This is a genomic window from Cryobacterium algoritolerans, assembly GCF_004402785.1.
GTDB classification, from domain to species: domain Bacteria; phylum Actinomycetota; class Actinomycetes; order Actinomycetales; family Microbacteriaceae; genus Cryobacterium; species Cryobacterium algoritolerans.
Genome location: NZ_SOFP01000079.1, coordinates 93,235 through 119,124, shown reverse-complemented (window position 1 = coordinate 119,124; position 25,890 = coordinate 93,235). Strand labels below are relative to the sequence as shown.

Annotated in this window: 24 protein-coding genes and 1 tRNA gene; 11 read left to right on the top strand and 14 right to left on the bottom strand. The window is 66.4% G+C overall.

Going from position 1 to position 25,890, the window contains the following annotated elements:
* Window positions 1-13: 13 nt before the first annotated feature.
* The 4 genes from E3O19_RS16385 (at window position 14) to E3O19_RS16370 (ending at window position 2,379) form a co-directional block, all read left to right on the top strand.
* Window positions 14-607 carry an energy-coupling factor transporter transmembrane component T family protein gene (locus E3O19_RS16385; protein WP_134569347.1) on the top strand — a complete coding sequence of 198 codons (594 nt, stop codon included), beginning with the start codon at window positions 14-16 and terminating at the stop codon, window positions 605-607.
* 58 nt (window positions 608-665) lie between these two features.
* Window positions 666-1,448 (top strand): alpha/beta hydrolase, encoded by a 783-nt coding sequence (locus tag E3O19_RS16380; protein ID WP_134569346.1) that lies wholly within the window; start codon window positions 666-668, stop codon window positions 1,446-1,448.
* Window positions 1,449-1,468: 20 nt separating this feature from the next.
* A complete protein-coding gene (locus E3O19_RS16375; RefSeq protein ID WP_134569345.1) occupies window positions 1,469-1,825 on the top strand; it encodes a DUF1801 domain-containing protein in 357 nt (118 codons plus the stop codon).
* Between the two features lie 110 nt (window positions 1,826-1,935).
* The gene (locus E3O19_RS16370) at window positions 1,936-2,379 is read left to right on the top strand and encodes a flavodoxin family protein (RefSeq protein WP_134569344.1); all 444 of its coding nucleotides are present in this window, start codon (window positions 1,936-1,938) and stop codon (window positions 2,377-2,379) included.
* Window positions 2,380-2,424: 45 nt separating this feature from the next.
* Here the strand turns inward: E3O19_RS16370 and mgtA are convergent, their stop codons facing one another.
* The 5 genes from mgtA to E3O19_RS16345 all read right to left on the bottom strand — a co-directional run bounded on the left by mgtA (window position 2,425) and on the right by E3O19_RS16345 (window position 10,266).
* Window positions 2,425-5,112 carry a magnesium-translocating P-type ATPase gene (gene mgtA / locus E3O19_RS16365; protein WP_174776954.1) on the bottom strand — a complete coding sequence of 896 codons (2,688 nt, stop codon included), beginning with the start codon at window positions 5,110-5,112 and terminating at the stop codon, window positions 2,425-2,427.
* Window positions 5,113-5,283: 171 nt separating this feature from the next.
* A complete protein-coding gene (locus E3O19_RS16360; RefSeq protein ID WP_134569342.1) occupies window positions 5,284-6,177 on the bottom strand; it encodes a glycine betaine ABC transporter substrate-binding protein in 894 nt (297 codons plus the stop codon).
* Window positions 6,178-6,279: 102 nt separating this feature from the next.
* Window positions 6,280-7,209 (bottom strand): ABC transporter permease, encoded by a 930-nt coding sequence (locus E3O19_RS16355; protein WP_134569341.1) that lies wholly within the window; start codon window positions 7,207-7,209, stop codon window positions 6,280-6,282.
* Window positions 7,206-8,492: a quaternary amine ABC transporter ATP-binding protein gene (locus E3O19_RS16350; protein ID WP_241981446.1), complete on the bottom strand. Its 1,287-nt coding sequence runs from the start codon at window positions 8,490-8,492 to the stop codon at window positions 7,206-7,208. The genes E3O19_RS16355 and E3O19_RS16350 overlap by 4 nt, the downstream gene beginning before the upstream one ends.
* Before the next feature lie 373 nt (window positions 8,493-8,865).
* On the bottom strand, window positions 8,866-10,266 hold the full coding sequence (locus E3O19_RS16345) for a cation:dicarboxylate symporter family transporter (protein WP_134569340.1): 1,401 nt from the start codon (window positions 10,264-10,266) through the stop codon (window positions 8,866-8,868).
* 149 nt (window positions 10,267-10,415) lie between these two features.
* On the opposite strand from E3O19_RS16345, the gene E3O19_RS16340 reads away from it, so the two are divergent.
* Both E3O19_RS16340 and E3O19_RS16335 read left to right on the top strand, forming a co-directional pair.
* The gene (locus E3O19_RS16340; protein WP_134569339.1) at window positions 10,416-12,080 is read left to right on the top strand and encodes a sensor histidine kinase; all 1,665 of its coding nucleotides are present in this window, start codon (window positions 10,416-10,418) and stop codon (window positions 12,078-12,080) included.
* The gene (locus tag E3O19_RS16335; protein ID WP_134569338.1) at window positions 12,073-12,774 is read left to right on the top strand and encodes a response regulator; all 702 of its coding nucleotides are present in this window, start codon (window positions 12,073-12,075) and stop codon (window positions 12,772-12,774) included. The genes E3O19_RS16340 and E3O19_RS16335 overlap by 8 nt, the downstream gene beginning before the upstream one ends.
* Window positions 12,775-12,872: 98 nt before the next feature.
* Here E3O19_RS16335 and E3O19_RS16330 read toward each other — a convergent pair whose 3' ends face one another.
* On the bottom strand, window positions 12,873-13,385 hold the full coding sequence (locus tag E3O19_RS16330) for a mycothiol transferase (protein ID WP_134569337.1): 513 nt from the start codon (window positions 13,383-13,385) through the stop codon (window positions 12,873-12,875).
* Window positions 13,386-13,537: 152 nt separating this feature from the next.
* Here E3O19_RS16330 and E3O19_RS16325 point away from each other — a divergent pair, with 152 nt between their 5' ends.
* Both E3O19_RS16325 and E3O19_RS16320 read left to right on the top strand, forming a co-directional pair.
* Window positions 13,538-13,879, top strand: a complete 342-nt coding sequence (locus tag E3O19_RS16325; protein ID WP_134569336.1) for an S-adenosylmethionine decarboxylase — start codon at window positions 13,538-13,540, stop codon at window positions 13,877-13,879.
* Window positions 13,879-14,688: a hypothetical protein gene (locus tag E3O19_RS16320; RefSeq protein ID WP_134569335.1), complete on the top strand. Its 810-nt coding sequence runs from the start codon at window positions 13,879-13,881 to the stop codon at window positions 14,686-14,688. The genes E3O19_RS16325 and E3O19_RS16320 overlap by 1 nt, the downstream gene beginning before the upstream one ends.
* 235 nt (window positions 14,689-14,923) lie before the next feature.
* Here E3O19_RS16320 and E3O19_RS16315 read toward each other — a convergent pair whose 3' ends face one another.
* The 8 genes from E3O19_RS16315 to E3O19_RS16285 form a co-directional block, all read right to left on the bottom strand.
* A complete protein-coding gene (locus E3O19_RS16315; RefSeq protein ID WP_134569334.1) occupies window positions 14,924-15,955 on the bottom strand; it encodes an NAD(P)H-dependent flavin oxidoreductase in 1,032 nt (343 codons plus the stop codon).
* Window positions 15,956-16,035: 80 nt separating this feature from the next.
* A complete protein-coding gene (locus E3O19_RS16310) occupies window positions 16,036-16,998 on the bottom strand; it encodes an ATP-grasp domain-containing protein (RefSeq protein ID WP_134569333.1) in 963 nt (320 codons plus the stop codon).
* A 224-nt stretch (window positions 16,999-17,222) separates the two neighbouring features.
* A complete protein-coding gene (locus E3O19_RS18515) occupies window positions 17,223-17,525 on the bottom strand; it encodes a hypothetical protein (protein ID WP_241981445.1) in 303 nt (100 codons plus the stop codon).
* Window positions 17,526-17,549: 24 nt separating this feature from the next.
* Window positions 17,550-18,752, bottom strand: coding sequence for a PTS transporter subunit EIIC (locus E3O19_RS16305; protein WP_241981444.1), 1,203 nt, complete (start codon window positions 18,750-18,752; stop codon window positions 17,550-17,552).
* Between the two features lie 58 nt (window positions 18,753-18,810).
* Complete coding sequence (gene murQ, locus E3O19_RS16300) at window positions 18,811-19,713, bottom strand: N-acetylmuramic acid 6-phosphate etherase (protein ID WP_134569332.1); 903 nt, start codon at window positions 19,711-19,713, stop codon at window positions 18,811-18,813.
* Window positions 19,710-20,639: a MurR/RpiR family transcriptional regulator gene (locus tag E3O19_RS16295; RefSeq protein WP_134569331.1), complete on the bottom strand. Its 930-nt coding sequence runs from the start codon at window positions 20,637-20,639 to the stop codon at window positions 19,710-19,712. Before E3O19_RS16295 ends, murQ begins: the two co-directional genes overlap by 4 nt.
* 732 nt (window positions 20,640-21,371) lie before the next feature.
* Complete coding sequence (locus tag E3O19_RS16290) at window positions 21,372-23,042, bottom strand: AMP-binding protein (RefSeq protein ID WP_134569330.1); 1,671 nt, start codon at window positions 23,040-23,042, stop codon at window positions 21,372-21,374.
* Between the two features lie 828 nt (window positions 23,043-23,870).
* A tRNA-Lys gene (locus E3O19_RS16285) sits at window positions 23,871-23,946 on the bottom strand.
* Window positions 23,947-24,062: 116 nt separating this feature from the next.
* Between E3O19_RS16285 and E3O19_RS16280 the strand changes: the two genes are divergently transcribed.
* Genes E3O19_RS16280 through E3O19_RS16270 form a run of 3 tightly spaced genes read left to right on the top strand, consistent with a single transcriptional unit; the run spans window position 24,063 to window position 25,883 of the window.
* On the top strand, window positions 24,063-24,893 hold the full coding sequence (locus E3O19_RS16280; protein WP_134569329.1) for an inositol monophosphatase family protein: 831 nt from the start codon (window positions 24,063-24,065) through the stop codon (window positions 24,891-24,893).
* Complete coding sequence (locus tag E3O19_RS16275; protein ID WP_134569328.1) at window positions 24,893-25,390, top strand: septum formation family protein; 498 nt, start codon at window positions 24,893-24,895, stop codon at window positions 25,388-25,390. The genes E3O19_RS16280 and E3O19_RS16275 overlap by 1 nt, the downstream gene beginning before the upstream one ends.
* A 37-nt stretch (window positions 25,391-25,427) precedes the next feature.
* On the top strand, window positions 25,428-25,883 hold the full coding sequence (locus E3O19_RS16270) for an RrF2 family transcriptional regulator (protein WP_134569327.1): 456 nt from the start codon (window positions 25,428-25,430) through the stop codon (window positions 25,881-25,883).
* Window positions 25,884-25,890: the final 7 nt, after the last annotated feature.

The window sequence follows — 25,890 nt, the reverse complement described above, 5'->3', positions numbered from 1 at the left end:
GGGGCCGGCCGTCATGATCGGTCTGTACCACCCGGGCTCGTCGATCGTTCACCGCACGCCGACCCTGCTCAAGCTGCTGCTGCTGTCCGTCGGAGTGACCGCCGTCGGGCTGCTCGGGCAACCCCGGCAACTGCTTGTCGCCCTCGGCGTCGTCTTCGTCCTCTACATCGTGGCAGGCATCCCACCTCGGCCGGCCTGGGAGCAGATCGGTCCGATCCTCTGGATCCTGGTCATCGTCGTGCCGCTCCAGGCGTTGTTCGCCGGTTGGACGACGGCCGGCATGATGGCCGGTCGCTTGGTGGTCGCGGTCGCGATGGCAGCCCTGTTCACCCTCACAACGACGGTCACGGCGGTTCTCGAAGGGTTCCAGGCGCTGCTGCATCCGTTCCGCCGCTGGATCGATGCTGACCGCGTCGGCCTACTCGTCGCGCTCACCCTGCGCTGTATCCCGCTCGTCGCCGAGATCGTCGCGGAGGTGCTCGAAGCGCGGCGGGCCAGGGGCACCCAGGGTTCCCTGCTGGCTCTGGCGGTGCCCGTGGTCGTTCGGTCGTTGTACGCCGCGGACGCGATCGGTGAGGCCTTGGTGGCCCGCGGACTCGACGACTGAGCACATCCGCTCTAGATTGGGAGCCCGCGCCTCCCGCGCGCCCGATGGATGAGGAACGATGTCCCAGACTGCGACCACCGACGAGGCCCGGCCGGGCCGGATCCTGCACCGGCTACGCCTGGTCGGCTGGTTGGCCCTCGGGTCGTTCGCGCTCGCCATCGTCGTCTTCCTGGTCTGGGCGAACACCGTGCGCACCGTGGAGCGGGGTGCAGCCGACCGGGTGTTTCGCAATCCGGCGGTGACGGTCACCGACACCGCGAACGCGGTCGTCCTCGCCCCGAGCGCTGGCGCATCCGGTGTCGGACTTGTCTTCGTCCCCGGTGCCCGGGTGGACCCGTATGCCTACCTCTACAAGCTGTCCGGAACGGTCGAGGAGACCGGGCTGACGGTTGTCATAGCCAAGCCCGTTCTGAACCTGGCCATCCTCGACCTGCGGCCGCTTGACACGTTCACCCGGGTCGCCCCGGGCGTGGCGACCTGGCTGGTGGGTGGGCATTCCCTCGGCGGAGTCAGGGCGTGCCTGTATGCCGGCCAGCCCGAGGTCGCCGGGCTGGTGCTCTTCGGGAGCTATTGCGCGGCGCCCCTGACCAGGCCTGAGCTGCCCGTGCTGAGCATCACGGGCAGCGCCGACGCCTTGAGTACACCGGGGAAGATCGCCGACACCGCAGGACTGCTCCCCGCGGATGCCAGATTCGTGGAGATTCCGGGGGCCAATCACGCCCGGTTCGGCGACTACGGAGCGGAGGTCGGCGACGGTATCGCGACAGTGTCGACGGATGCCGTGGCCGCCGCTATCACCCGTGACCTCGCCGCGTTCCTGACCGATTCGACCCCCCGCTAGCCGACGACAGGAGCCCCACCATGCCCTCCCCCACAACAGTCGAAGAGTATCTGGACGCCCTCCCGAAGGATCTGGCCGTCATCGGCAGGACCCTGCAGGCGCAGTTCGACGAGGCGCTGCCGCGTGCGGACGGGCAGATGTGGCACGGCCACCCGGTCTGGCTCGCGGCGAAGACCCCGGTCGCCGGTTTCAAGGCGTATCCGGCCTACGTCACTCTCCTGCTCTGGCGGGGCCAGGACATCACTGACCCTTCAGGCCGGCTCGAGGCGGCCGGCTCCGGCAAGCTCTGTTCGGTGAAGCTCCGCAGCAGATCGGATCTCGACCTCCCGCTGCAGGCCGACTGGCTGCGCCAGGTGCGGGAGCTCGGCGCAGCCTGACACGGTAGTAGCCGCGCTCCTGGCCCGCGCACGCCCTTGCCGCGCCCATCCAGCGGGGCCACACTGGTCACACCAGCACCTACCCGAACCCGATCGCTGGAGGTTCCACCATGAGCACACTCGTCGTTTACGACTCCAACTACGGCAACACGAGAATTGTGGCCGAGCAGATCGCCGTGGAACTCGGTGCGGAAGCCGCCGTTGTCTCCGTCTCCGGCCTCACCGCCGAGCGCCTCACCGGTGTCGAGCTCCTCGTCGTCGGCTGCCCCGTCATCGGCTGGAGGCCCTCACCGCGGATGCAGGCCTTCCTCGCCCAGCTCGGCGTCGGCATGCTGCACGGCGTGAGGGCAGCGGCATTCGACACCCGCGTGCGGCTGTTCATCCACGGCGACGCGGCTGGGAAGATCTCCCACGCCCTGGAACGCGCCGGCGCCCACATCGTGGCCAAACCCCACGGCTTCATTGTCGATGGACGCGAAGGTCCCCTGGCCGCGGGCGAACTCGACAAGGCCGCCGAATGGGCCGGCGCGATCGTGCCGACTCTTCGGCGCTGAGCCTCGGTCGGATCGACCCTTCACCGCGCACTCCGTCGGTCGCGATCAGCCGTTGCGCCTGGACGACCTGGACCGTTTGGACCGCCTGGACCGTCGCCATCGAACGGCTCCGACTACCGCGACCGGCGCCGTGATGCTGAACCGCGCCGCCCGCCGCCCGATCTGGTGACTGGCCGGCCGCTGGCGCACGCCTGCCGGCTGCTGAGCCGCCCGGGAGAAGAACCACGCCTTGGCAAGCTCCACCAGCACCAGGTACAGCACCGTCATCCCAGCCAGCGCCAGGAAGAACGGCATCGGCAACGGCTCGAACCCGAGCAACTCCGCCAGCGGTGAAAATGGAAGGAACACGCCGGTTGCCACCACCGCGATGGCCGCTGCCGTCAGCCCGAGTGACGGTCTGCTGAGCAGGAAGGGGACCCGCCGGGTCCTGATCGCGAAGATGATCAGGGTCTGGGTGGCCAGCGACTCGATGAACCATCCGGCCCTGAACTCCCCCGGCGCCGCCTGGAAGACCCCCAGCATGAGTGCGAACGTCGCGAAATCGAACAGGGAGCTGATCGGACCGAACAACAGCATGAACCGTCGGATGAACGCGATGTTCCAGTGAGCGGGCGCCAACAGCTGCTCCTTGTCGACGTGGTCGCCAGGGATGGCCAGCTGGCCCGCGTCATACAGCAGGTTGTTCAGCAGAATCTGGCCGGGGAGCATGGGAAGGAAGCTGAGCGCCACGGACGCCGCCGCGGCGCTGAACATGTTCCCGAAGTTGCTGGACGTGCCCATCAGCACGTATTTGATGGTGTTGGCGAAGATCCGCCGGCCCTCCATCACCCCGTCGGCGAGCACACCGAGATCCTTGTCCAGCAGCACGACATCCGCGGCGTCCTTGGCGACATCCGTGGCGCTGTCCACCGAGATGCCGATGTCGGCGTCGTGAAGGGCCAGCGCGTCGTTCACCCCGTCTCCGAGGAATCCCACCGCGCGCCCGTTCTCCCGGAGCAGCCTGATCACCCGGGCCTTCTGTTCGGGTGACACCCGGGCGAAGATGGTCGTCTCCTCGGCCGAGGCACCGAGTTCGGAGTCGGACAGACGGTCGATGTCGGGGCCGGTGAGGGTGCCGCCTGAGACAAGCCCCAGGTCGGCGCAGACCTTCTCGGCGACCCTGGCGTTGTCTCCGGTGGCGATCTTCACCCTGATCCCCAGGGTGTTCAGACGTTCCAGGGACGCGCGCGCGCTCTCTTTCGGCCGATCCAGGAACACGAGGAAGCCCTGGAGGACGAGATCCCGTTCGTCGACCGGGGAGATTCCGGCACGGCCGGTGGCCTCCCGCGTGGCAACGGCGACGACCCGGGCGCCGGCATCGTATTGTTCGTCCAGAAGCGCCTGTGCCTGCGGGCGGATGCCGGTGCAGACTCGCAACACATCCTCCGGCGATCCCTTGGTCACCAGGAGAGCCCCGCCATCGGGTCCTGTCACGAGCGCGCTGGTCATCCGTCGTTCGTGGTCGAAGGGAATGACGTCGAGTCGGCGGTACCCGGTGAGATCGATCGCACCGGCCCGCGGCGACTCCCAGAGTGCCGCGTCGAGCGGGTTCTGCCCGATCGTCGAGATCGGTCCAGCGGAGTAGTCCACCTCGGTGGCCAGGAGCCCGAGCCGGAGCAGGTCCAAGGTCGAATCACCGGACCGGGCCGGCAGCGCCACCGTGAACGCGATCCGCCCCTCGGTCAGTGTCCCGGTCTTGTCGGTGACCAGGACGTCCATGTCGCCGAGGTCCTCGATCGAGACCAGGCGTTTCACCAGCACCTTGCGTCGCGCCAATTGCCTGGTGCCGGTGGCGAGACTCGCGCTCACGACGGCCGGGAGCAACTGCGGCGTGATCCCAACGGCAATCGCGAGTGAGAAGAGCAGGGATTCGAGCAACGGACGCTGCAGCAGCAGATTGGCAATGAGGATCAGCGAGGTCAACGCCAGCGCCACCTGCAACAACAGCACCGAGAATCGTCTCAGACCCACCTGGAACTCGGTCTGCGGCTGGCGTTCGCCCAGGCCCAGCGCGATCCGGCCGAATTCGGCGCGTCCACCGGTGGCGACGACAACCCCGGTGCAGCTGCCGGACTGGATCACCGTGCCCATCAGGATGCAGGAGGTGAGTTCGTCCAGCGCCCCGCCCGCCGCGACGGGCGCCGGGTCTTTCGACACGGGGAGTGATTCACCGGTGAGGATGCTCTCGTCGCAGAGCAGGTCTTCGCAGGTGAGCAGCCTGATGTCGGCGGGGACGATGACCCCGAGCCCGAGGTGCACGACATCGCCCGGGACGATCTCCACGACGTCGACCTGCACCGGGGCACCGCCGCGCAGCACGACGGCCCGGTGCGTGACCCGGCTGTGCAGCGCCTCCGCCGCGAGCTCCGCCCGGTATTCGTTGCTGAAGCCCAGCCCGACGCTGGCCAGGAGAATCACCCCGATCACGATCGAATTGGTGACGTCACCGAGGAACAGGGAGAGACCGGCGGTGATGATGAGCAGGATCAGGATGGGGCTGCGCAGCTGCCGCCACATCACGGACCAGACGCCGGCCTTGTGGGTGCGGACAGCGTTGGGCCCGTTCACGATCAGCCGGCCTGCCGCGTCCGCCGCGCTGAGTCCGGGGGCGGACGACCCCAGGTCATGCAACACATCTTCGGCCCGGCGGCTCGCCGCACCGGCCAGGGACTGCGTCACGACCAGGTCGGGCATTGTCAACGGCCTCCGCCGGTAGGGCGCCCACGATGGCGCTAATTCCGAGACTAACCGAACCTGCCCGGCCCGGGAGGCCCCGGACCTGCGGCCCGTTCCCATCCGCCCGCGTGGACGAGGAACGCCCCCGTCGAGATCGACGGGGGCGTTCGGCTGAACCGGGACCCTACGTTACTTGCTGGTGAGCGAGTCGACGTAGTCCTGGTGCTCGGAAATCCACTTCGCCACCACAGGGCCGTAGTCGCTACCGTCGTATTTGACGAACATTGCGTCCTCGAGCGACTGCAGCTGGTCGAGGTCCATCTTGTAGCCCGAGAGCCAGCCCGCGGCCTTTGGGAAGTCTTTCTTGAAGTCGGATTTGGCGTAGGTGTGCAGGCTTTCGGTTGCGGCCAGTGCACCCTCAGGGTCTTCGAGCGTCTTGATCGGCAGGGCGCTGTACGCCCAATGCGGCTGCCACAGGGTGACGACGATGTTCTCGCCGGCTTTGGTGGCCGCGGTCAGCTCGGTGAGCATCGCGGCGGTCGACGAAGTGACGAAGTCCATCTTCTTCAGGTCGTAGGCGGGGATGACCTTGTCGGTCGTTGCGGCCGTCAGGCCTGCGCCCGGTTCGATGCCCACGATCCGGTTGCCGAATTTGTCGGCGTTCGCGGCGAGTTCGGCGAGGGAGTCGATCGGGGCGTCGGCGTTCACCGCGATGGTGAGCTTCGCCTTGTCGTTCCACGCGCCGAGGTCGACGATGTCGTCACCGTACTCCTTGAGGTAGGAGGCATGCGTGTCGGGCAGCCAGACGTCGAGAGTGGCGTCGTAGTCGCCGGTCGAGAGACCGGAGAACACCGGCGCCACATCCGCTTCTTCGAGCTTGACGTTGTAGCCCTTCTTGTCGAGGATCGCCTTCCACAGTTCGGAGGCGGCGACGCCCTCATCCCAGCCGTTGAACACGGCGATGGTCATGTTCTTCTTGTCCTTGTTGCCGTGGCCGACACTCGAGTCGGCTGCGCTGCACCCGGTGAGGGCGAGGATCCCGACGGTTCCGATGGCGATCATTGTTTTCGAACGGTTCTTCATCGTTTTTCCTTACTTGTCGCCGCTGTGGGCGACCGATTGACGCTGGAAAGTGCGCGGCGAGGCCGCGCGGAGCGGATGCGACGGCATCCGGGAAAGGCAGGGTCAGACCGCTACCGGCTCGTTCATGCGAGCCGGAACCCCGTCTCCCGGCGCAGTGACGGCTCGAGGCCGACGGCGAAGGGAACCGAAGAACCGGCCCAGCGGCGTGCCGCCCGTTCCGAGGGCAGCGGTCAACCGGTCGAGGTAGATCGCGAGGATCACCACGGCCAGGCCCGCTTCGAAGCCGAGCGCGACGTCGATCCGGTTCAGGCTGGCTACGACCTCGGCGCCGAGACCGCCGGCACCGACCATTCCGGAGATGACGACCATCGACAGGGAAAGCATGATGACCTGGTTGATGCCGGCCATGATCGTCGGCATGGCCAGGGGAAGCTGAATCTGCCGCAGGATGCGCCACGGCGACGCGCCGAAGGCCTGGCCGGCCTCGACGACCTCGTGGTCGACGCCGCGGATGCCGAGCTCGGTGAGCCGCACTCCGGGTGCCATCGCGAAGATGATGGTCGCGACGATGCCGGGGACGACGCCGACCCGGAACAGGATGAGCGCCGGAATCAGGTAGACGAAGGCGGGCATGGTCTGCATGAAGTCGAGGATCGGCTTGATGATGCTCGAGGCGACCTTCGACTTGGCCGCCAGGATCCCCAGCGGCACGCTGAAGACGATGGCGAGGATGCTGGCAACGAGAACCAGGGCCAGGGTGTCCATGGCGTTTTCCCATTGGTCGACGCCGAGGATCACAAGGAGGCCGGCCACGGTGCCGAGGGTGAACTTCCAGCCGCGGGTGAAGTAGGCCAGTGCCGCGGCAACCACGATGATCACCCAGAACGGCGGTGAGACGAGGAGCACGTCGACGAGCTCGAAAGCACCCTTGAAGACGGCGCGGATGAAGTCGAAGAGGAAGCCGAACGTTTCGGTGATGTAGTTGATGAGACCCTCGACGATGGTGCCCAGGGGAAGTCGGAAGTCGTTCACAGGTCGGCTCCTTCCAGAGCGGTGTCGCGCAGGGTTTCGGTGATCACCTTGTTGGAGATGGTGGCCGGCGGCTCGATCACGGGCAGTTCGCCCGTGTTGGTGCTGACGTTGCCGAGGGCCGCCAGCAGGGTCACCCGGGGGATCACACCGAGGAGCCGGTTCTTTTCATCGACCACGGCGATTGCCAGGTCGCTGCCGACCGACGGTTCGACCAGGTCGACCAGCGGGGTGTCCGGAGTGACGGAGGTGGCATCGCCGCGGATGATGGCGCGCAGGTCGGTCTCACCCGCCTTGACCTGGCGCAGCACGTCACGGTCCCGGACGACCCCGGCGAAACTGCGGTCACGGTTCAGCACGAACGTCGCGGACGTCTGCAGGTCCCGCATGGTGCGCAGTGCTGCCCTGGGGCCGGCCGTGATCGTCACGACACTGCGCACCGGTTCCATCACACTCGCCGCGGTCAGCACGCGGGCGCGGTCGACATCCTGCACGAACTGGGCAACGTAGTCATTGGCCGGGTCGGTCAGGATCTCCTCCGGCGTGCCGATCTGCACGATGCGTCCGTCGCGCATCACCGCGATCCGGTCGCCGAGGAACATCGCCTCGTTGAGGTCGTGAGTGATGAAGATGATGGTCTTGCCGAGCTCGGCCTGCAGCTCGATCAGCTGTTCCTGCATTTCGCGGCGGATCAACGGGTCGAGTGCGGAGAACGCCTCGTCCATCAGAAGCACGTCGGTGTCGGCGGCGAGCGCACGGCCGAGGCCCACGCGTTGCTGCATGCCACCGGAAAGTTCGGAGGGCAGACTGTCGGCCCAGCCGTCGAGGCCGACCAGGCCGATGATGGTGCTCGCACGCTCCAGGCGTTCGGCGCGGGCGACGCCCTGCACCTCGAGCCCGTAGGCCACGTTGTCGATGACGGTTCGGTGCGGCAGCAGTGCGAAGTGCTGGAACACCATGGACACGTTGTGGCGGCGCACCTCGCGCAGGTGCTTGGCGGGGATCCCCGTGATCGACTGCCCGGCGACCGTCACGGTGCCGGAGCTCGCGTCGAGCAGGCCGTTGAGCATGCGGATGAGGGTGGACTTGCCCGAGCCGGACAGCCCCATCACGACGAAGATCTCTCCGCGTCGCACCTCGAAGGAGGCGTCGATGACGGCGGCGGTGCCCAGGGAGGCCACCTCGTCGCGGCTGGCTCCGCCGGTCAGTTTCTTGACCATCTCGTGCGGGCGGCGCCCGAACGCTTTGTACAGTCGATCAGCCTTGACGGCAATGGTTTCGGTCACGGATTCTCCGATGCACGGCGGCGCAGCCGTTGTCACGGCCGACGAACAGGTGCACGCTGTGTCGAACGGGTGGGCCGTGACCGGCCCGGCACCATTCCGGCGTGGGCTGGGGCGACCATGGGGTCGACTCCATCAGAGCCTCACCATACGCCCACGGCCGACTAGGCTGGCGGCTTCGTGTTCGCGTTCTGGTGAAGGGTCGTTAGACCATGGATCACCCTACCACAATCCCCCTTTTTGGGGGTGAAATGGCTTTTCTTGTCTACCCGTTGCACGACCGCGCCGCCTCCGACGACCGCGAGGCAGCGGGCGGAAGGCGGCGGGCGGAAGAGCCCCGCGGATGCCCGGCTCATGCCGGGCGTCCGCGGCCCGGTCAGCGTGCGGCCGTCGAGGCTCCGGCGAGCTCCGGCGTCCGTGCTTCGTCCGACTGTGCGGCCGGTGCGACCGGCACAGCCGGCGCCCCGTGGTGCGCGATCATGGTGGTCTCATCGAACGGGTCCTGGCGGTCGAGAACCCGGTCGACCTGGGCGCGGTCGATCTCCCTGGTCCACGACCCGATCAGCACGGTGGCCACCGCGTTGCCGGTGAAGTTGGTCAGCGCGCGGGCCTCGGACATGAACCGGTCGATGCCCACGATGAAGCCGACCCCGTCGAGCAGCTGCGGGGCGTGGGCCTGCAGCCCGGCAGCAAGGGTGGCCAGGCCCGCGCCGGAGACCCCGGCCGCACCCTTGGAGGCGATGATCATGAAGACGAGCAGCCCGATCTGCTCCCCCAGCTGCAGCGGCTGGTTCATCGCGGTGGCGATGAACAGCGACGCCATGGTCAGGTAAATGGCGGTGCCGTCGAGGTTGAAGGAGTAACCGGTGGGGACGGTGACGCCGACGACGGGCTTGGACACTCCCAGGTGCTCCATCTTGGCGATCAGTCGAGGTAGGGCGGCCTCGGAGGACGAAGTGGAGAAGATGAGCAGGTACTCCCGGCCGAGGTAGCGCATCAGCTTGAAGATGTTGACGCCCGTGACAATCTTGAGCAGTCCGCCGAGGATGACAACGATGAACAGGGCGCAGGTCAGATAGAACGCACCCATCAGAGTGAAGAGGCTGACCACGGCCTGGATGCCGGTGGAGCCGACGACCGCCGCGATCGCGCCGAAGGCGCCGATCGGCGCAAGCCACATCACCATTATCAGGATGCGGAAGACGAGCGCCTGAACGTGGGCGATGCCCTCGAGGATCGGCTTGCCTGCCTTGCCCATCTTCTGCAGTGCGAAACCGGCGATCAGCGCGACGAGGAGCGTCTGCAGGATGTTCCCGGCTGTGAGCGCGGAGAACAACGTCGTCGGGATGATGCCGAGCAGGAAGCCCTGCGAGTCCGCGACCACCGGAGCGGCATAGGCGGCCGGTTTGAGGTTGAGGCCGGCACCGGGCTGGATCAGGTTGCCGACCAGCAGGCCGATGGCGAGGGCGAACGTGGACATGACGAGGAAGTAGCCAAGTGCCAGCCCGCCGATCTTGCCGACCGTGGCCGCCTTGGCGATCGACCCGATGCCGAGGATGATCGTGCAGAAGATGATCGGCGAGATCATCATCTTGATCAGGGCGATGAAGACATCACCGAGCGGCTTGAGTGACACGGCGAACCCGTCGGAGCCGCCGAAGACCAACCCGACGACGACGCCGAGCACGACGGCGATGATGACCGCCAGGTAGAGGTAGTGGGACTTATCGATCCGTTTCGCCGACTTGCCGGCGCGAGATGCTCGCGGTGATGCCATGGAAGACTCCTTTGTCTAGTGTCTAGGCTTGAGGCGGGCGCGAGGCGCCGACGACAATCCGTGCTGTGTTTCACACTGGTCGACGAGGCGGCGCCCGTCACGCTTGCGGTCATACTGTTCACGACGCGAATGCCAGGGAGGCGAATGCGATGGGTCACGATTGGAGCATCGCCCGGCGCCTGTTCGTGGCGCACGCCCTGTTCATCGTGGTCGCCGCCCTGTTCGTGGGTGTCGCGTCGTTCGTCGACGCCCGGGACCGCGGTTACGCCGAGACCAAGCAACGAATGTTGTCGGTCGCCACCGCCATCGCCGAGAACCCGTTCGTCCTTGAGGCCAGCCGTTCCGCCGACCCCAGCGCACTCCTGCAGCCGTATGCCCGGCAGGTCACCCGCGATGGCAACCTCGACTTCATCACGATCATGGCACCGGACCGCACCAGGTGGACACACCCCACGGCATCCGAGATCGGCCGGCCCTACATCGGCGCGATCGAAAAGGCCCTGGCCGGCACGGCGTTTACCGAGGTGACGACCGGCACGCTCGGGCCGTCGGTGCGGGCCATCGTGCCCGTGATCGACGACCAGGGGGTCGTGCGCGCCATGGTCGCAGCCGGCGTCAAGACGAGCAACCTGTCGATCGCACTCAGCGCCAGGCTCCCCGCCGTGCTCGGCCTGGCGCTTGCCCTGCTACTGGCCGGTTCGGTCGCCACCTGGCTGCTCGGTCGCTACCTTCGCCGGGTCACCCTGGGTTGGGGTCCGGAGCAGCTCGCGCAGCTTTTCGTCTACTACGACTCGGTGCTGCACTCCGTGCGAGAGGGTCTGGTGCTCACGGACCTCACCGGTGAGATCGTGCTCTACAACGACCAGGCGGCCCGACTGCTCGGCATCCCTGTCCAGCCGCCGGGGCACGCGACCGCCCCCGGCACCCCGACCCTCGCCCAGCTCGAGCTTCCGGCCGGCCTCGGCGAACTCCTACGGAGCGGCCGGAACGCGGTCGACGAGATCCACCTGACCGACACCCGGGTGCTCGTGGTCAGCCAGCAGCCCGCGCTGGCACCCCCGGCGGGCATCCGCCACCGCCCGATCCCGATGGGGTGGGTCGCGACGATCCGCGACCACACCGAGCTTCAGTCGCTGGGCAGCGAACTGGCCTCGATGCGCACCCTGTCTGACGCGCTCCGTGCGCAGACCCACGAGCACGCCAATCGGCTGCACACCATCGTGTCCCTGATGGAACTGGGCCGCGTGCCGGAGGCCCTCGACTTCGCCACGAAGGACCTCGAGGTCAGCCAGCGGCTCACCGACGAGATGATCGGTTCCGTCGACGAGCCCGTGCTCAGCGCCCTGCTGATGGGCAAGTTCGCCCAGGCCGCCGAGCGGGGCATCCGCCTCACCGTCGAGGCCTCGGGCGCCCTGGCCGGCTCCGGCCTGTCCATCCAGGACCTGGTCACGGTGGTCGGAAACCTGGTCGACAACGCGCTCGACGCCGCTGCGGGCGGCGAACCGCCCCGCGAGGTGCACCTGGCGGTGAGCACGGCGAGCGGCGGTGTCGTCATCGAGGTGTCGGACAGCGGCCCGGGAGTCGATCCCGATGCCGTGGCGGACATCCTCCGCCATGGCTACAGCACGAAGGAACCGGGCGCACACGGTCGCGGCCTCGGCCTGGCCCTGGTGCGCCAGACCGTGAACCGCCTCGGCGGCACCCTCACAATCCAACGCCGGCGCGGCGCCGTGTTCACCGTCACGCTCCCCGGTGTGGCGACCCCAGTCGGCAGGACGGCACCCCTCGGCGCGGAGGAGACCTCTCGTGCGTGACACCGACATCCGGGTGCTCGTCGTCGAGGACGAGGCCATCGCCGCGGAGGCTCACAGCGCCTACCTGGGCCGACTGACCGGGTTCGTGCATGCCGGGACCGCCACGGACGGCCACACCGCCCTGCGCCTCCTCTCGGCCGCGGCCTCCCTCGGCCAACCGATCGACCTCGTCCTGATGGACATGACCCTGCCCGATCTGCACGGCCTGGACGTGAGCCGGCGGATGCGGTCGGCCGGGCTGGTGACCGACATCATCGCGATCACGGCCGTACGCGACCTGCAGGTCGTGCGCGGCGCCGTCGCCGCGGGCATCGTGCAGTACCTGATCAAGCCTTTCACGTACGCCACCTTTGCCCAGAAGCTGGCGCAGTACCGCGACTTCCGGCTACAGCTGGGCATCCCGTCCGAGCTCACCTCGCAGACGGACGTCGACCAGGCCTTCGCGAGCCTCCGTACGCCCAGCGAGCTGCCCCGGCCCAAGGGGCTGGCCGAGGGAACCCTCGCCGCCGTGGTCGACTTCGTGAAGACCCGCACTCAGCCGATCTCGTCCAGCGAGGTGATGGACGAACTCGGGATGTCCCGGGTGACGGCCAGGCGCTACCTCGAGTACCTGGCCGACTCGGGCTCTGTGCTGCGCAACGCCCGGTATGGCACTCCCGGGCGGCCGGAGAACGAGTACTCCTGGCGGCGGTAGCCCTGCCGAGGCGTCTGGCCGATCACGGCCGGCTGAGGATGGCCGGGAACGTGAGTGCACCGGGTGGCGCGGCGCTCCGAGCCGCAACGACAGGCCAGTCAGTGTCCGGCGCGCTCCGCCAGTCCGCGCAGATAGGCGGCCTGGCCGACGTGCTGCAGGTCGTCCTCGATCACGCTGACCAGCCGCACGGCCAGGGTGACCGGCGGCGTCCACCGGGGGTCCACGATCCGGGCGAAGTCGGCCTCGGTCAGCGTCGCGAGAAAGTCGACCGTCCGGGCATGCACGGCGTCGTGGTAGCCGGCCAGGAGTGCGGCGTCCGGTCGAACGGCGGCCACTTCGTCGGCGCCGTGCCCGTAGCCCGTGGCCGCCGGATCGAAAGGGAGGGCGAACCGTTCCGCCCAGCCCTCGCCGGTCCACACCTGCTCCGCGCCCCGCAACTCGGCAAGGTGGTCGTCCTGTACCCGGGTGAGGTGCCAGATCAGCCAGGCCACCGTGTTCGAACCAGGGTCCGGCCGGTATACCGGAACGTCGCGTCCGGCGCCGCGGAGCACGGCATGCACGGCATCTTTCACCCGCCCGAAGGCGTCCGCAACCAGCTCGACCGACAGCATCCGCGCTCCTTCGCCTCGTGCGGCACAGGTTAGTCCCAACGCTCGTTCGTCCGCCCGGGAAGAAGCGGGCATTCCAGATGCTACTCTCAGCTTGTGTGGCGATTGAAGACCTGCGTCTCGCTGCCGGAACAGGTTCTTGGGGGGCTGTCTGCATGATTGATCTCGCACCGTCGATTTATCGTCAACGACTGGTGATCGAGGCCTACCCGAAGGCGGCGATCAGCGCCGAACAGATCATCCGTTACCTGGCGGGACTGGCTCCTGTCCTGGACATGAACGCCCTGATCGAACCGGTGACCCATCGGAGCGAAGCGTTCGGATGGGCCGGCTGGACGCACTGGGAAACCTCGGGAGCGCATTTCTACGCCTGGGAGCAACCCATCCTCTTCTACAGCGTGGACATCTACACCTGCAAGGCATTCGATCCGCGCACCGCGGTTGACTATACGAAGGACTTCTTCGGCAGCGACGACGCCGTCTACAAGGAATTCTGATGCCCGATCGGCGCTTCGTGCAGGAGAGCGCCGAATTCACCGCAAGCTATGACCTGTCCCCGGAGGACGTCGGGGTCCTCACCGTGGAGCTCCTGGCCTCCCTCACATCCGCCTGGCCGGAGAAATACCGCTATGTCGGCATTGAGATTGCCGGGGGGAGCCCGTTCTCCAACATCGCCCGCCACATCGAACGAGTCGTCTTCGAGGCATCCTTCGGCAACGATGCAGCGCAGATGACGGCGGAATATGGGCCCTACGAGTCAGCCAGCGTCTTCTTCGTTTCGATCGACCGGTGCACCGGGATGCCGAGCGGCGCGCTGAGGATCATCGGCAACTCCCCGCGGGGCTTCAAGAGCCTCAACGATGCCCGATCCGAGCCGTTCAGCATTCGGCCGGACGACGTGGCGGTCCAGCACGCGATCCACGATCCTGACGCCCTGTGGGACGTCGGGACGGTCGCCGTCCTGCCCGAGCACCGCAGCGGCGCGGGTGCCGTCAGCGTGCAGCTCTATCGTGCGATGTATCTCTCCGCGCTCCAGCACGGCATCGACCACCTCATATCGATCATCGACGATGTGCCGTTGCGCAAACTGATCGAGTATCTCGGCATCCCGTTCGTTCCGCTCGCGGGCTCCGCACCCGGACCCTACCTGGGGTCGCCGATGAGCCAGGCCGTCTACTGCCATGTCCCCGACTTCCAGCCCCGGACGAGGCGGCATCGGTGGACGGTGCGGGGATTCCTCGCCCGGAAGGCCCTTGCCCGCCTGGCCAGGGGCAGCGAAGACGACGCGCTCAGCCTGGTTTCCTGAGCAGAACCGGTTTCCGGAAGCCGGCACGGCCCCCGAGCCGGGCTCGAAAAGGAGCCGGATTCCTGGTCGCCCAGGCTTCCGGCCCGTCATGGTGCGCCCCGGACGTGAACCGGGAACCCACTGTGCCGGAGTGTACCGGCAGCCTTGTCAGTGGACGTACCGAAACAAAATTTGACCGGGAAAAACGCGACCGCAATCGCACGTGGCACCCGTTGAGGAAGTCGTCCGCGATCTCCTAACGCGAACGGCTGTCGCGCCAGAGCGTGGTGACCACATCGGCGGCCGGGCCACGCTGCGCCGCACGAAACCCGGTGCCTGCCCAGAGGGCGAGGCCGTCGGGGTCGGCGCGGCGGGCGGCATCCGCTCGAAGAGGCGCCGTCAGGTGATGCACCTGCGGGTAGGCGCGCGGGGTCCCGGCGCCGTGCTCGACAATGAACGAGTTGAGCAGGCCACGGGCCGCGCGCCCCGAGAACGCACGCGTGATCACTGTTCGGTCGAAGCCGGCCGAGGCGAGGGCGTCTTTGTGCGCCGCATTCGCGCCGGACTCGTCGGTGCGCAGGAACGCCGTTCCGAGTTGAACCGCCGCGGCACCGTCGGCGAGCAGCGCCGCGATCTGCTCGCCCGAGTGGATGCCCCCGGCCCCGACGATCGGCAGTCCACACTCGGCGTGAATCGTGGCCACGAGCTCTGGTAGCGAAATCTTCCCCGGTTCGTCCTCCGTGACGAACGTGCCGCGGTGTCCCCCGGCCTCCGGACCCTGCACGCAGAGCGCGTCGACGCCGAGAGCTTCGGCCTGCCGGGCCTCGGCCACCGACGTCACGGTGGCGACAACGCTCGAGCGCAGGTCCTGAAGCATACCGACTACAGGGGCGGGCGGCAGCCCGAACGTGAAGGACACCACGGCCACCCGCAGCTCGCAGAGCAGCGCGATCTTCTCCTCGAACCCGTCGTCGTCCGTGATCCTGGTCGGCGGCAGTGCGATGCCGGCCGCCTTCGCCCGTGGCTCGAGGTCACGCCGGTAGCGCTCCACGCCGGCAAGGTCGCTCGCCGGGGCCTGGGGCACGAAAACGTTGACTCCGAACGGATGCCCCGAACGGCTTCGCACCGCGCCAACCTGCTGGGCCAGCACCTGAGGTGTTTTGTATCCCGCCGCGAGAAAACCCATCCCGCCGGCCTCCGCCACGCTCACGACCATCGTCGGCGTGGACGCCCCGCCCGCCATCGGCGCCGCAATAATGGGTATCCGCAGGTCAGCCAGGGTGAACACGTGCTCTCCTTCATGAGGTGGCGCACAGGTGGCACCCCACTGCCAGTTTGACGCATCGGTCGGCTCGGGTGCTCACGCGCCTACGCGCGGAGGCCTCCGAGGTAGTGGGCGAGGGCCCGCGGGGCGGAGCGCGGTGCCGCCGCTTCGACGACCGCGTTGTAGTTGGTGTTCGTGTTCACGTCGTAGGTGAGCACTCGGCCGTCCTCCGCCTCGATGAACTCAATCCCGAACACCTCTAGCCCAGCACGGCGTCCGAATTCGAGGTACTTCTCGATGATCGTGTGGTCGAAGTCGTCCCGCATACTGAACAACTGCTGCCCGGCCACGGGGGCGATGGTGGCCCCGTGCGGCATGATCGGTTCGCGGGTGATCGGGTCGATGGCGCAGGCATCCGCTGGGCAGAGTTGAAAGCCGCCGCGCGCGGTGTCGGCTTTCACCGCGTAGATGAATTCACCGCCCACGATCTCGGCCCGCGTGATAAACGGCTCGGCCGCCCGAATGTAGTCCTGCACGAGCGTGATGCCGTCCGGCGACTGCTCGAAATCAGGCCCATTCACATACTCGGCGAGCTCGTCATGGCTGTCGATCTTGCGCACTCCGAGCCCCTTGCCGCCTTGGTTGTGCTTGATGATGAACGGCGCCGTGAACCCGAGGGCGGCGTCGAGAATCTGCGACCGGCCCACAGCGGCGACCGTGCGCGGGGTGTCGATGCCGGCGGCCCTGAGCGCCACAAGCTGCTCGACCTTGCTCATTTCGAGCTCGAGAACGCGGCGCCCGTTCACCGTGCGACGCCCGTGTGCCTCGAGCCAAGCCAAAACGGCCCGCGCGTAATCCTTCGACAGTCCGTGATCACGAGTGTGAGCGGACGCGCTGATGCGCGACCAGAAGACGCCCTCCGGTGGCACCGAATCCAGGTCGAGAACCCCGTCGGTGAGCAGCCACTCCTCCACGTCCACACCCTCGGCCTCGAAGGCGCGGCCGAACGGTCCGAACCATTCGGGGTTCTCATGCAGGGCGTAGATCATCGACTGGCTCGAACTCATGGGAAATCCTTTCGAAAACGGGCATGCCCCCATACCCGTGGATTCAAATGGTCGTTGCAACACGGGTTGAGTCATTCGCTGGTCAAGAGCTTACTGAAGCGTTCGGCCGGGGTGTCCCAATTGAGGAGGGGCCCCTCCTGCTGGTGGGACCCCTCCGCCGTGTGCCCATCGGCCATACCGTCAGGGCGCGGTGCTGTCGTTGACGCTGTCGGTTCAGGGGTGCATCACCTGGTACTTCCGGTCGTAGTGAGCTCGGAGGCGTCCGTATCGCCCACGAGACCATCGGCCCCGAGACCGGTCTCGGCCGGGTGGTCGCTGTTCAGGTCGGCGAGGCTGTCTCGGGAGAAACCGAAGAACCAGGTTGCGATGAAGCCAGCGATGTAGGCGACGAGCAGACCGCTGGCATAACCGAGCGCGGCGATTCCCTGTCCGTGGCTTCCGGCGAGCAGCGGGAAGAGTGCCAGGTCGCTCGCACCGATCGCGACCGAGCCGATCGTGTAGCCCAGCTGGTCGAAGAGGCCTATCACCGCACCGCCGAAGGCACCACCGACTCAGGCCATCAGGAACGGGCGGCCAAGGGGAAGCGTGACGCCGTAGATGAGCGGCTCGCCGACGCCGAGGAACCCGGCGGGCAGAGCAGATTTAATGATCTTCCTGACGCTGGTGTTGCGGCGCAGACGGAAGTAGATCGCGATCGAAGCCCCGATCTGCCCCGCGCCGCCCATGGCGAGCACAGGAAGCAGGATGGTGTAGCCGTTTTGCTCGATCAAGGTCGCGTGGATGGGCGTCAGTGTCTGGTGCAGTCCGGTCATGACCAGGGGCAGGAACGCACCGCCGAGAATGAAGCCGGCACCGATGCCCGCGTTGCCGAGTAGCCACGTTGCGCCTTCACCGATGAAGACCGAGAGTCGGCCGGCGATCGGCATCAGGAAAAACAGGGTCGCAAGACCGGAGATGAGGATAGTCACGGTCGGGACGATGATGAGCGCAAGGACGTCCGGTGCCCAGCTGCGGGCCCACCGTTCCACGTAGGCGGCCAGGATGGCCGCGCCCAGCGCGCCGAGGACGCCGCCCTGCCCGGGAGCCAGGACCTGCCCGAACACGGTGACGTTCGCGACGGCGGGAGCGACGATGATCGCCCCGACAACGCCGCCGAGAATCGGTGTGCCCCCGAATTCCTTGGCCGCGTTCATGCCGACGAACACCGAGAGCAGCCCGAAAAATCCGGACGACATGACCGCGAACAGCGGCGTGATTCCCGCGAGCCACGGCGCACCCCCGCCGGCGGAGAGATTCGTCAGAGTGCCATTGATACCGGCGATCAGGCCACAGCCGATCAGGGCGGGGATGAGCGGTACGAAGATGTTCGAGATGCGACGCAGCGCGTTCTTGACGGGGGTATTGTTGCGGTCGGAATTGCGTTGCTTGATCGCGGCGCCGACCGAGGCCAGCTCCTCGGCGGAGTTCCCGGACCGCGGCTGGCCCGCCGACAGCGTCTTCGCTGTGCTCGCAAGTGCTGCCTTGAGATCGTTAGCGACCTTGTCGACCAGCCCCGGGCCGAGGACGATCTGACAGTTCAGGCCGGGCATGACCGCGAGCACCTTGTCGGTGTCGCTAATTGCCGGGGCGTCGATCCGTCCGGAATCGCGCACCCCGATTCGGAGGCGGGTCATGCAGTTTTCGACGTCGACGATATTGTCGGGACCACCGAGGGCGGTGAGGAGTCGCTCTGCGATATGTCGTGAATCAGTCATGGTTCTTATCCTTCTCAGCGGTGAGTGAATTTCCGGCGTGTGGTGTCCGGGGCGTGATTTAGTGGGTCGACGGGTCGACGGCGGCCCGGACGTGGCCGCCCGAAAGCCGTAGCCGCTCGGTGGCTTCCTCGGGGCCCAGTTCGGCAAGCAGCATCACCACGGCCGTCTTGGCGTGTCCTCCCGCCAGGTCAATGGCTGCCGCCGCGGTGTCGGTGTCGGCGCCGGTGGCCGCACTCACGATCCGCCGGGCTCGATCGATGAGCTTCGCGTTCGTGGGCTGGACATCAACCATGAGGTTGTGAAAGACCTTGCCGGTGCGGATCATGCTCGCGGTTGACAACATGTTGCAGACCAGCTTCTGCGCCGACCCGGCCTTGAGCCGGGTCGAACCGGTCAGAATCTCAGGTCCGGTGTTGACCTCAATTGCCACATCGGCGTGGGCGCTGATCAGGGAGTCCACGTTGCACGAGACCGACACGGTTGCCGCCCCGACCTCTAGGGCATAGTCCAAACCGCCAATAACGTAGGGAGTCCGACCGCTCGCAGCGATGCCGACGACGACGTCAGTGGCCACCAGATCCACGCCCCGCAGGTCGGCGGCGGCACGGTCCGGATCGTCTTCTGCGCCTTCGACCGCGCGCAGGAAGGCCCGATCTCCGCCCGCAATGAGGCCGAGAACTTCACCGGGGGCGGTACCGAATGTAGGGGGGCACTCGACGGCGTCGAGGACGCCGAGGCGACCGCTCGTTCCGGCACCGATATAGATCAAACGGCCACCGCGGCGGCGGGCCTCGACGATCACATTCACGGCGCGCTCGATCTCGGGCAGCGCAGCGGCCACCGCGAGCGGGACAGTGCGGTCTTCTTCGTTCATGACGGCCAGGAGGTCCGACACGGACATTGTGTCCAGATCACGGGTGCGCTCATTGGCGGTTTCGGTGGACAGTGCGGCGAGCATCATGCGTTGGGATCCTTCGTGACGGAACGCGTCATTCGCGTCGAACGGGGCGAGAGTGCGTCGTGGGTGCGTTGTAACGCCGAGCGGGCGCTCGGCAGGGATTGGGCGACACCGATGAAGATGCTGTCCACGATGAGGAGTTGTCCGGTCCGGCTGGCCATTGCCGCCGACCGGAACCCAAACTCTCGTCCGGCCGTTGCGAGGACGTGATCGGCGTGCCGGGCGAGCGTGGATCGTTGTGCGCCCGTGATTGCCGCGGTTGCGACGCCGAGGGACCGGGCAAGCCCAAGTGGTTCGACGGCTCCCGGGTTCTCGCCAGAGTGGGATACCCCGATCGCGACGTCCAGCGGGCCGAGCAAGCTCGCGCTCACCATCGCGGCGTCGTACTCGGTGTGCGCGTGACAGGCCAGCCCGATGCGTCCGAGCTTCTGTGCCAGGTCGGTTGCGACGAGCCCGGAGGCGCCGATGCCGTACACCGTGATACGCCGAGCAGTCCCGATCAGGGCGATGACCCGCTCGAGCTCGACAGGGTCGACGAGCTCGGCGGTCGCACGAATCTGTTCGGACTCGAAGGCTGCAAGCTTGGCAAGCGCTACCGCGGCAGAGTCGCCGTCGGCTATGTCCGCCCCGAGCGGCACGGTTGCTTCACCGCGCACCGAGCCGGTATGCGCGGCGAGGGCCAGGCGCAACTGGGAGTAACCGTCGAATCCGAGACTCCGGGCCGCGCGCACCACTGTCGCCGTGCTGGTCTCAGCGCGCGCGGCGAGCAGGTTGACCGAAAGGGTGGCAACCGCCGCCGGGTCGGACGCGACAATGCGGACGATGCTGGCCTGGGCCGGAGAGAGGCTCGGTAGCACAGCACGGATGCGAGCCGCAAGGTCGGAGGGGATCGGCGGATTCGGGCCGGTGGCATCCTGTAAGACGACCATGAACGTCCTTTCACTGATGAAGACACCTCGACACCGCTATGTAATGAAGTTACATTAATATTGTAATGCTTTGACAATTTCTTTCACAAGCTTGGTGGGCACGGCGATACCGCAACCGAGCACAGAAAAGTGGCGCCCTGTTGTCCTGGCGGCACTTCAGTTCGTTTCTGGTTGGGGTCAGTCGTGCTGGCCGAGGATACCGAGATACAGAGCGAAAACGATGGGGTCCTCCGATAGCTCCCGGCCGTTTCCGAAGTAGACACCGTGATCCGGGCACGTAGTCGCGGCCGCAGATCTGCAGGCACAGGCAAAAACGCGATCGACTGGACCTTCCCTCACACCTGCAAAGCCGAGCTACTGTCCGTCGCCCTTCTGTAGCCCCGTGGACTTCGAGACGCAGTGCTCATCACAACAGAGGTGGAAGTTCAACTTGCCGCTCAACCCGGTTCCTCGAAGCTGCCGTTGCCGCTTGTCGAGATGAACGAAGGCCTTCGTGCTCCGCACGGCCGCACTTTCTGTTGAGAAGAAGTCATGCCATCGCAACTAGCGTTGGCGCGTAATAGAGCTTGCCCAGGAAAACTTCAGGACTGGATGCCCGCGCGCGGAAGACCCACCGCGACTCACAAAAGACCTCCGGGTGGGCCCATACGTTGCCTCAGTTGACAACCTCCGCTTCTGCGTGAGGTCATTGAATTGCCCTCACCGCGCAAAGCGCTTGCTGGCAGGGCCGTTCTAAACAAGCGTCTGTTCCGACTCCGCCGACACTGCGGCCAGGCGAGCGATTGCCTCGTTGCGCATGTCAATCTTGCGAATCTTGCCCGAAACGGTCAGTGGAAAGCTGTCGCGAACATCCATGTACCGGGGCACCTTGAAGTGCGCGAGGCGCCCGTGACAGAACTCGGCGAGAGCTTCGGCAGTCAGCGTGTCGACTCCCGGCTTGAGAATAATGCAGGCCATCAGTTCCTCGCCATACTTGTCATCGGGCACACCAATCACCTGCACGTCATGGATCCCCGGGTGCCGCAGCAAGAATTCTTCAACCTCGCGCGGGTAGATGTTCTCACCCCCGCGAATCACCATGTCTTTGATGCGCCCTTCCACCGTGATGTAGTCGTCGCTGTCCATGCTCGCGAGGTCGCCCGTGTGGATCCAGCCCTCGTCGTCGATGGCTTCTCGAGTTTTCTCCGGCTCATTCCAGTATCCCGAGATAACGCTGTACCCGCGCGTGCACAGTTCACCGATCTCGCCGCGCGCCAGCGTGTCACCGGTCTGCAAGTGCACGACCCTATTCTCCAGGTGCGGCATCGTGCGCCCGACCGTCGAGGTGCGGCGCTCGATCGTGTCGTCGCTGCGTGTCATCGTCGACACCGGTGAGGTCTCGGTCATGCCGTAGCAAATGGCCACGTCAACCATGTTCATTTCGCCAATCACGCGGTTCATCACGGCGACCGGGCACGTTGAACCGGCCATCACGCCGGTCCGCAGTGTGGACAGGTCATAGTCGGCGAAATCGGGCAGGGCGAGCTCGGCCATGAACATGGTGGGCACCCCATAGAGCGAGGTGCCGCCGTGATCCTGCACGGCCTGAAGGGCAGCGGATGCTGTGAAGCCGCGCCCCGGAATTATCGCGGCGGCCCCGTGCGAGTAGATGTTCAGGTTGCCAATGACCATGCCGAAGCAATGGTAGAACGGCACCGGGAGCACAACACGGTCGTGCTCGGTGTAGTGCAGCAGCTCGCCGATGAAGAAGCCGTTATTCAAAATGTTGCGGTGGGTCAGGGTCGCCCCCTTGGGGAAACCCGTCGTTCCCGACGTGTACTGCAGGTTGATCGGGTCGCTCGCACGGAGCTCGTCCATGCGGTCGCGAAGGTCGAGGCGGGAGAGGTCTGTGCCCGCATCGAGCACCGCACCAAAGGTGAACTCACCGGACTGGCTCGGGCGGTCCTCGTCATTGATGAAGACAAGTTCGCTCAGTTCGGAACAGCTCGCGAGCGCTTCACGCGCCATGCTCGTATACTCACTGTTCTTGTCGGAGGGGGCCGAGATAAGCATGCGCATGCCGCACTGCCGAATCACGTATTCAAGTTCGGCGATGCGAAACGCCGGGTTCACGTTTACGAGGATCGCGCCGATCTTGGCCGTCGCGTACTGAACGATTGTCCACTCGGCGCAGTTGGGCGACCAGATGCCCACGCGATCGCCAGGCTGAATGCCCAGGGCGAGGAGCCCCAGTGCCAGTCGGTCCACGACCGAATTCAGCTCGGCATAGTTCCACTGCCTGCCGGTCGCGACCTCGATCAGCGCGTCGCGATGTGGAAACCGCGCCACTATGTCTTCAAAGTGATCGCCGATCGTGGATTCCAGCAACGGTTGGTCTGACGGGCTCTGAGAGTACGACGACATGTGCAGGATCTCCTTTGATCACTGTGAATGGCCGTGACAGCGGTCACGCGTACAGTTAGTTGTCACTAACTGAAATTGAGGCTAGTCAGTCTGAACTGTGAAGTCCAGTTCCCGCGGTGACTCTCAAAACCTCTGCAGAAATTCTCAGTTGAAGCAATGAATCAACTTCCAAAACGTATTCACATGTGACGATGGGGCCCAACCCCAAAATGCTGTCTGGGTGCATCGTAGGTCTGGCGTCGCGCTATTCTCTGCGCACCCCCGAGCGCGGCATGAGCGCGCGGCGTCGAGTTTCTGGGCCGTCGCTTCCGATACCGCACCGAGCGGCTTGGCACTGACGCTGCCGTAGCGGTCACGGTAGGCCGCGACCGTGCACGAGCGCTGTCGCCACGTGGCAGATACCGTTCCCCGCCGGTTCCACAAAAATACGGTACCGGCAAACGGTTGAGCCCACGTTCTTCCCAGAATCGGCGGCCTCCGGCTACGTGAGCTCTCCACTGGGCGATGCACAATATTGCTCACCGATCCACGGTCGATCAGTATCTCCGAGGCCAAAGAGGCAACTGCGATCCGAGTCAGCGACATCACTGTTGACCAGGCTGGCGGTACCACCTTGCGTGTTCACCCGGCGAGCGTTTACCTGGCGGCGACGGGCACAAAGCTTGGGCCGCGGAACTTCGAGAACGAATACTCGTTGACCGAACTTGGCTCCACGTTTATTCAACGAATATCGGAGGTGGTGTGGAGTGAGTTCCGATGATGCGAGGTGATAAGCGAAGGGCCCGATCCGCATTTTCACGCCGATCGGACCCTTTTTTAGCCTTGGCATGGTGCACCCCCCCGGACTTGAACCGGGAACCCACTGATTAAGAGTCAGTTGCTCTGCCAATTGAGCTAGAGGTGCGTATTTCCGACCCGGACTGACCCGAACCGACTCTAGAGACTAACATCCTGGAGGGCTCCGATGCGAATCGAAACGCAAACCCGCGAGCCGGTCCCGCAATTACTATTCTTGGACGTGTGACCGAGCCCCGAACACCTTCCCTGGACGACGATCTTGCCCTCGCGACCCACCTCGCCGACGTGGCCGACGCCATCTCCCAGGAGCGATTCACCGCCCTCGATCTCGTCGTGACCGAGAAGCCGGACCACACACCGGTGACGGATGCCGACCAGGCCGTGGAACGCGCCATCCGCGCCGCCCTCGCCGAGCACCGCCCGACCGACGGCATACTCGGAGAGGAATACGGCGCCGAAGGCACAACCGCCCGGCAATGGATCATCGACCCCATCGACGGCACCGCCGGCTTCCTCCGCGGAATCCCGATCTGGGGAACCCTCATCGCCCTGGCCGTGGACGGGGTTCCGGTCGTCGGAATGGTCAGTGCGCCGGCGCTCGGCAAACGCTGGTGGGCGCGCACGGGCGGCGGGGCCTGGATGACCGACGAGCGCTCCCCCGCGGCGACGCCCACTCGGCTGCGCGTGTCCGGTGTGGCGACGCTCGACCACGCCTCCCTGAGCTACAACAGCATCCAACAGTGGGACCAGGCCGGGCAGCTGGCCGCCCTGCTCCGCCTCTCCCGGCAGGTCTGGCGCACGCGCGCCTACGGCGACATGTGGTCGTATATGCTGCTGGCCGAGGGACTCCTCGACATTGCGGGCGAATTCGACCTCAAACCGTATGACATGGCGGCCCTCGTGCCCATCGTGCAGGAGGCCGGTGGCCGGTTCACCTCCGTTGACGGCCGGGACGGTCCCTGGCACGGCAGCGCCCTGGCCACGAACGGCCTGCTCCACGAGGCGACGCTTGGCACCCTCGGCCTCGCTGAACCCTCGACGGCCGCCCTCTAGTGCCGGCCTGGTGGAACCGTCCGTCGACGGCACCGCTCGGAGTACTGCTCGGGGCCGCCATCACGCTCACCGGCTGCAGCGCGGTCGCCGATCTGCTGCCCGCGCCGCCGCCGAGCCCGACCGCCACCACGCGACAGGCAGCCACGCACATCGCGCCGCGCCTGGCGGTCGCCGATTGCCTGGACGACCTCGACGCAGCCTCCCCCGCCGGATTTCCGATCGTCCCCTGCGCCGCCCCGCACGGCTATGAGGTCTATGCGATCGTGCCCGTCCCGGGCGATGACTACCCCGGTGACGACGCGGTCACGGCGGCCGCGGAATCGGGTTGCGCCACTCGGTTCGATGCCTTCGCCGGGATCACCTACGGCAGGTCGGCTCTCGACTTCGCCTATCTGACGCCGACGGATTCGAGCTGGTTCGGCGGCCACGCGGTGACGTGCCTCATCTACGACCCGGCCGGGATGGTGACCGGGACCCTGGCGGATGCCTCGCGCTGAGTGATCGGGGCTGCCCAGGGGACCGTACTCTGGAGAGATGAGGATCAATGCCTTCACGGACGTGTGCCTGCGCGTGGCGATGCTCCTGGCCGCCGCGCCGGATGGCACCCTGCTTACCTCGCGAGTCATCGCCGACGGCGTCGGCACCCCTTACAGTCATGTCAGCAAGGCCATCATCCGGCTGCGGGGGCTTCAGATCGTCGAGGTGGTTCGAGGCCGGTTCGGCGGCGTGCGCATCAGCGCGGCCGGGCGCCGAACCACGGTCGGCTGGCTCATGCGCCAGCTGGACACCCGTGCCGACGTGGCCGACTGTGAGACCCCCCATGGGGACTGCCCACTCAGCGGCGGTTGCGGCCTTCGTGCCGCCCTGCGGCGAGCAAGGGAGGCCTTCTACTCCGAGCTGGACAACACGACGATTGCCAGCCTCGTCCCTCGTCGCGGAACCGGCTCCGTCGCCCTGACGTTGACCACAATGATCGGTAACACACCGTAGAACGGGC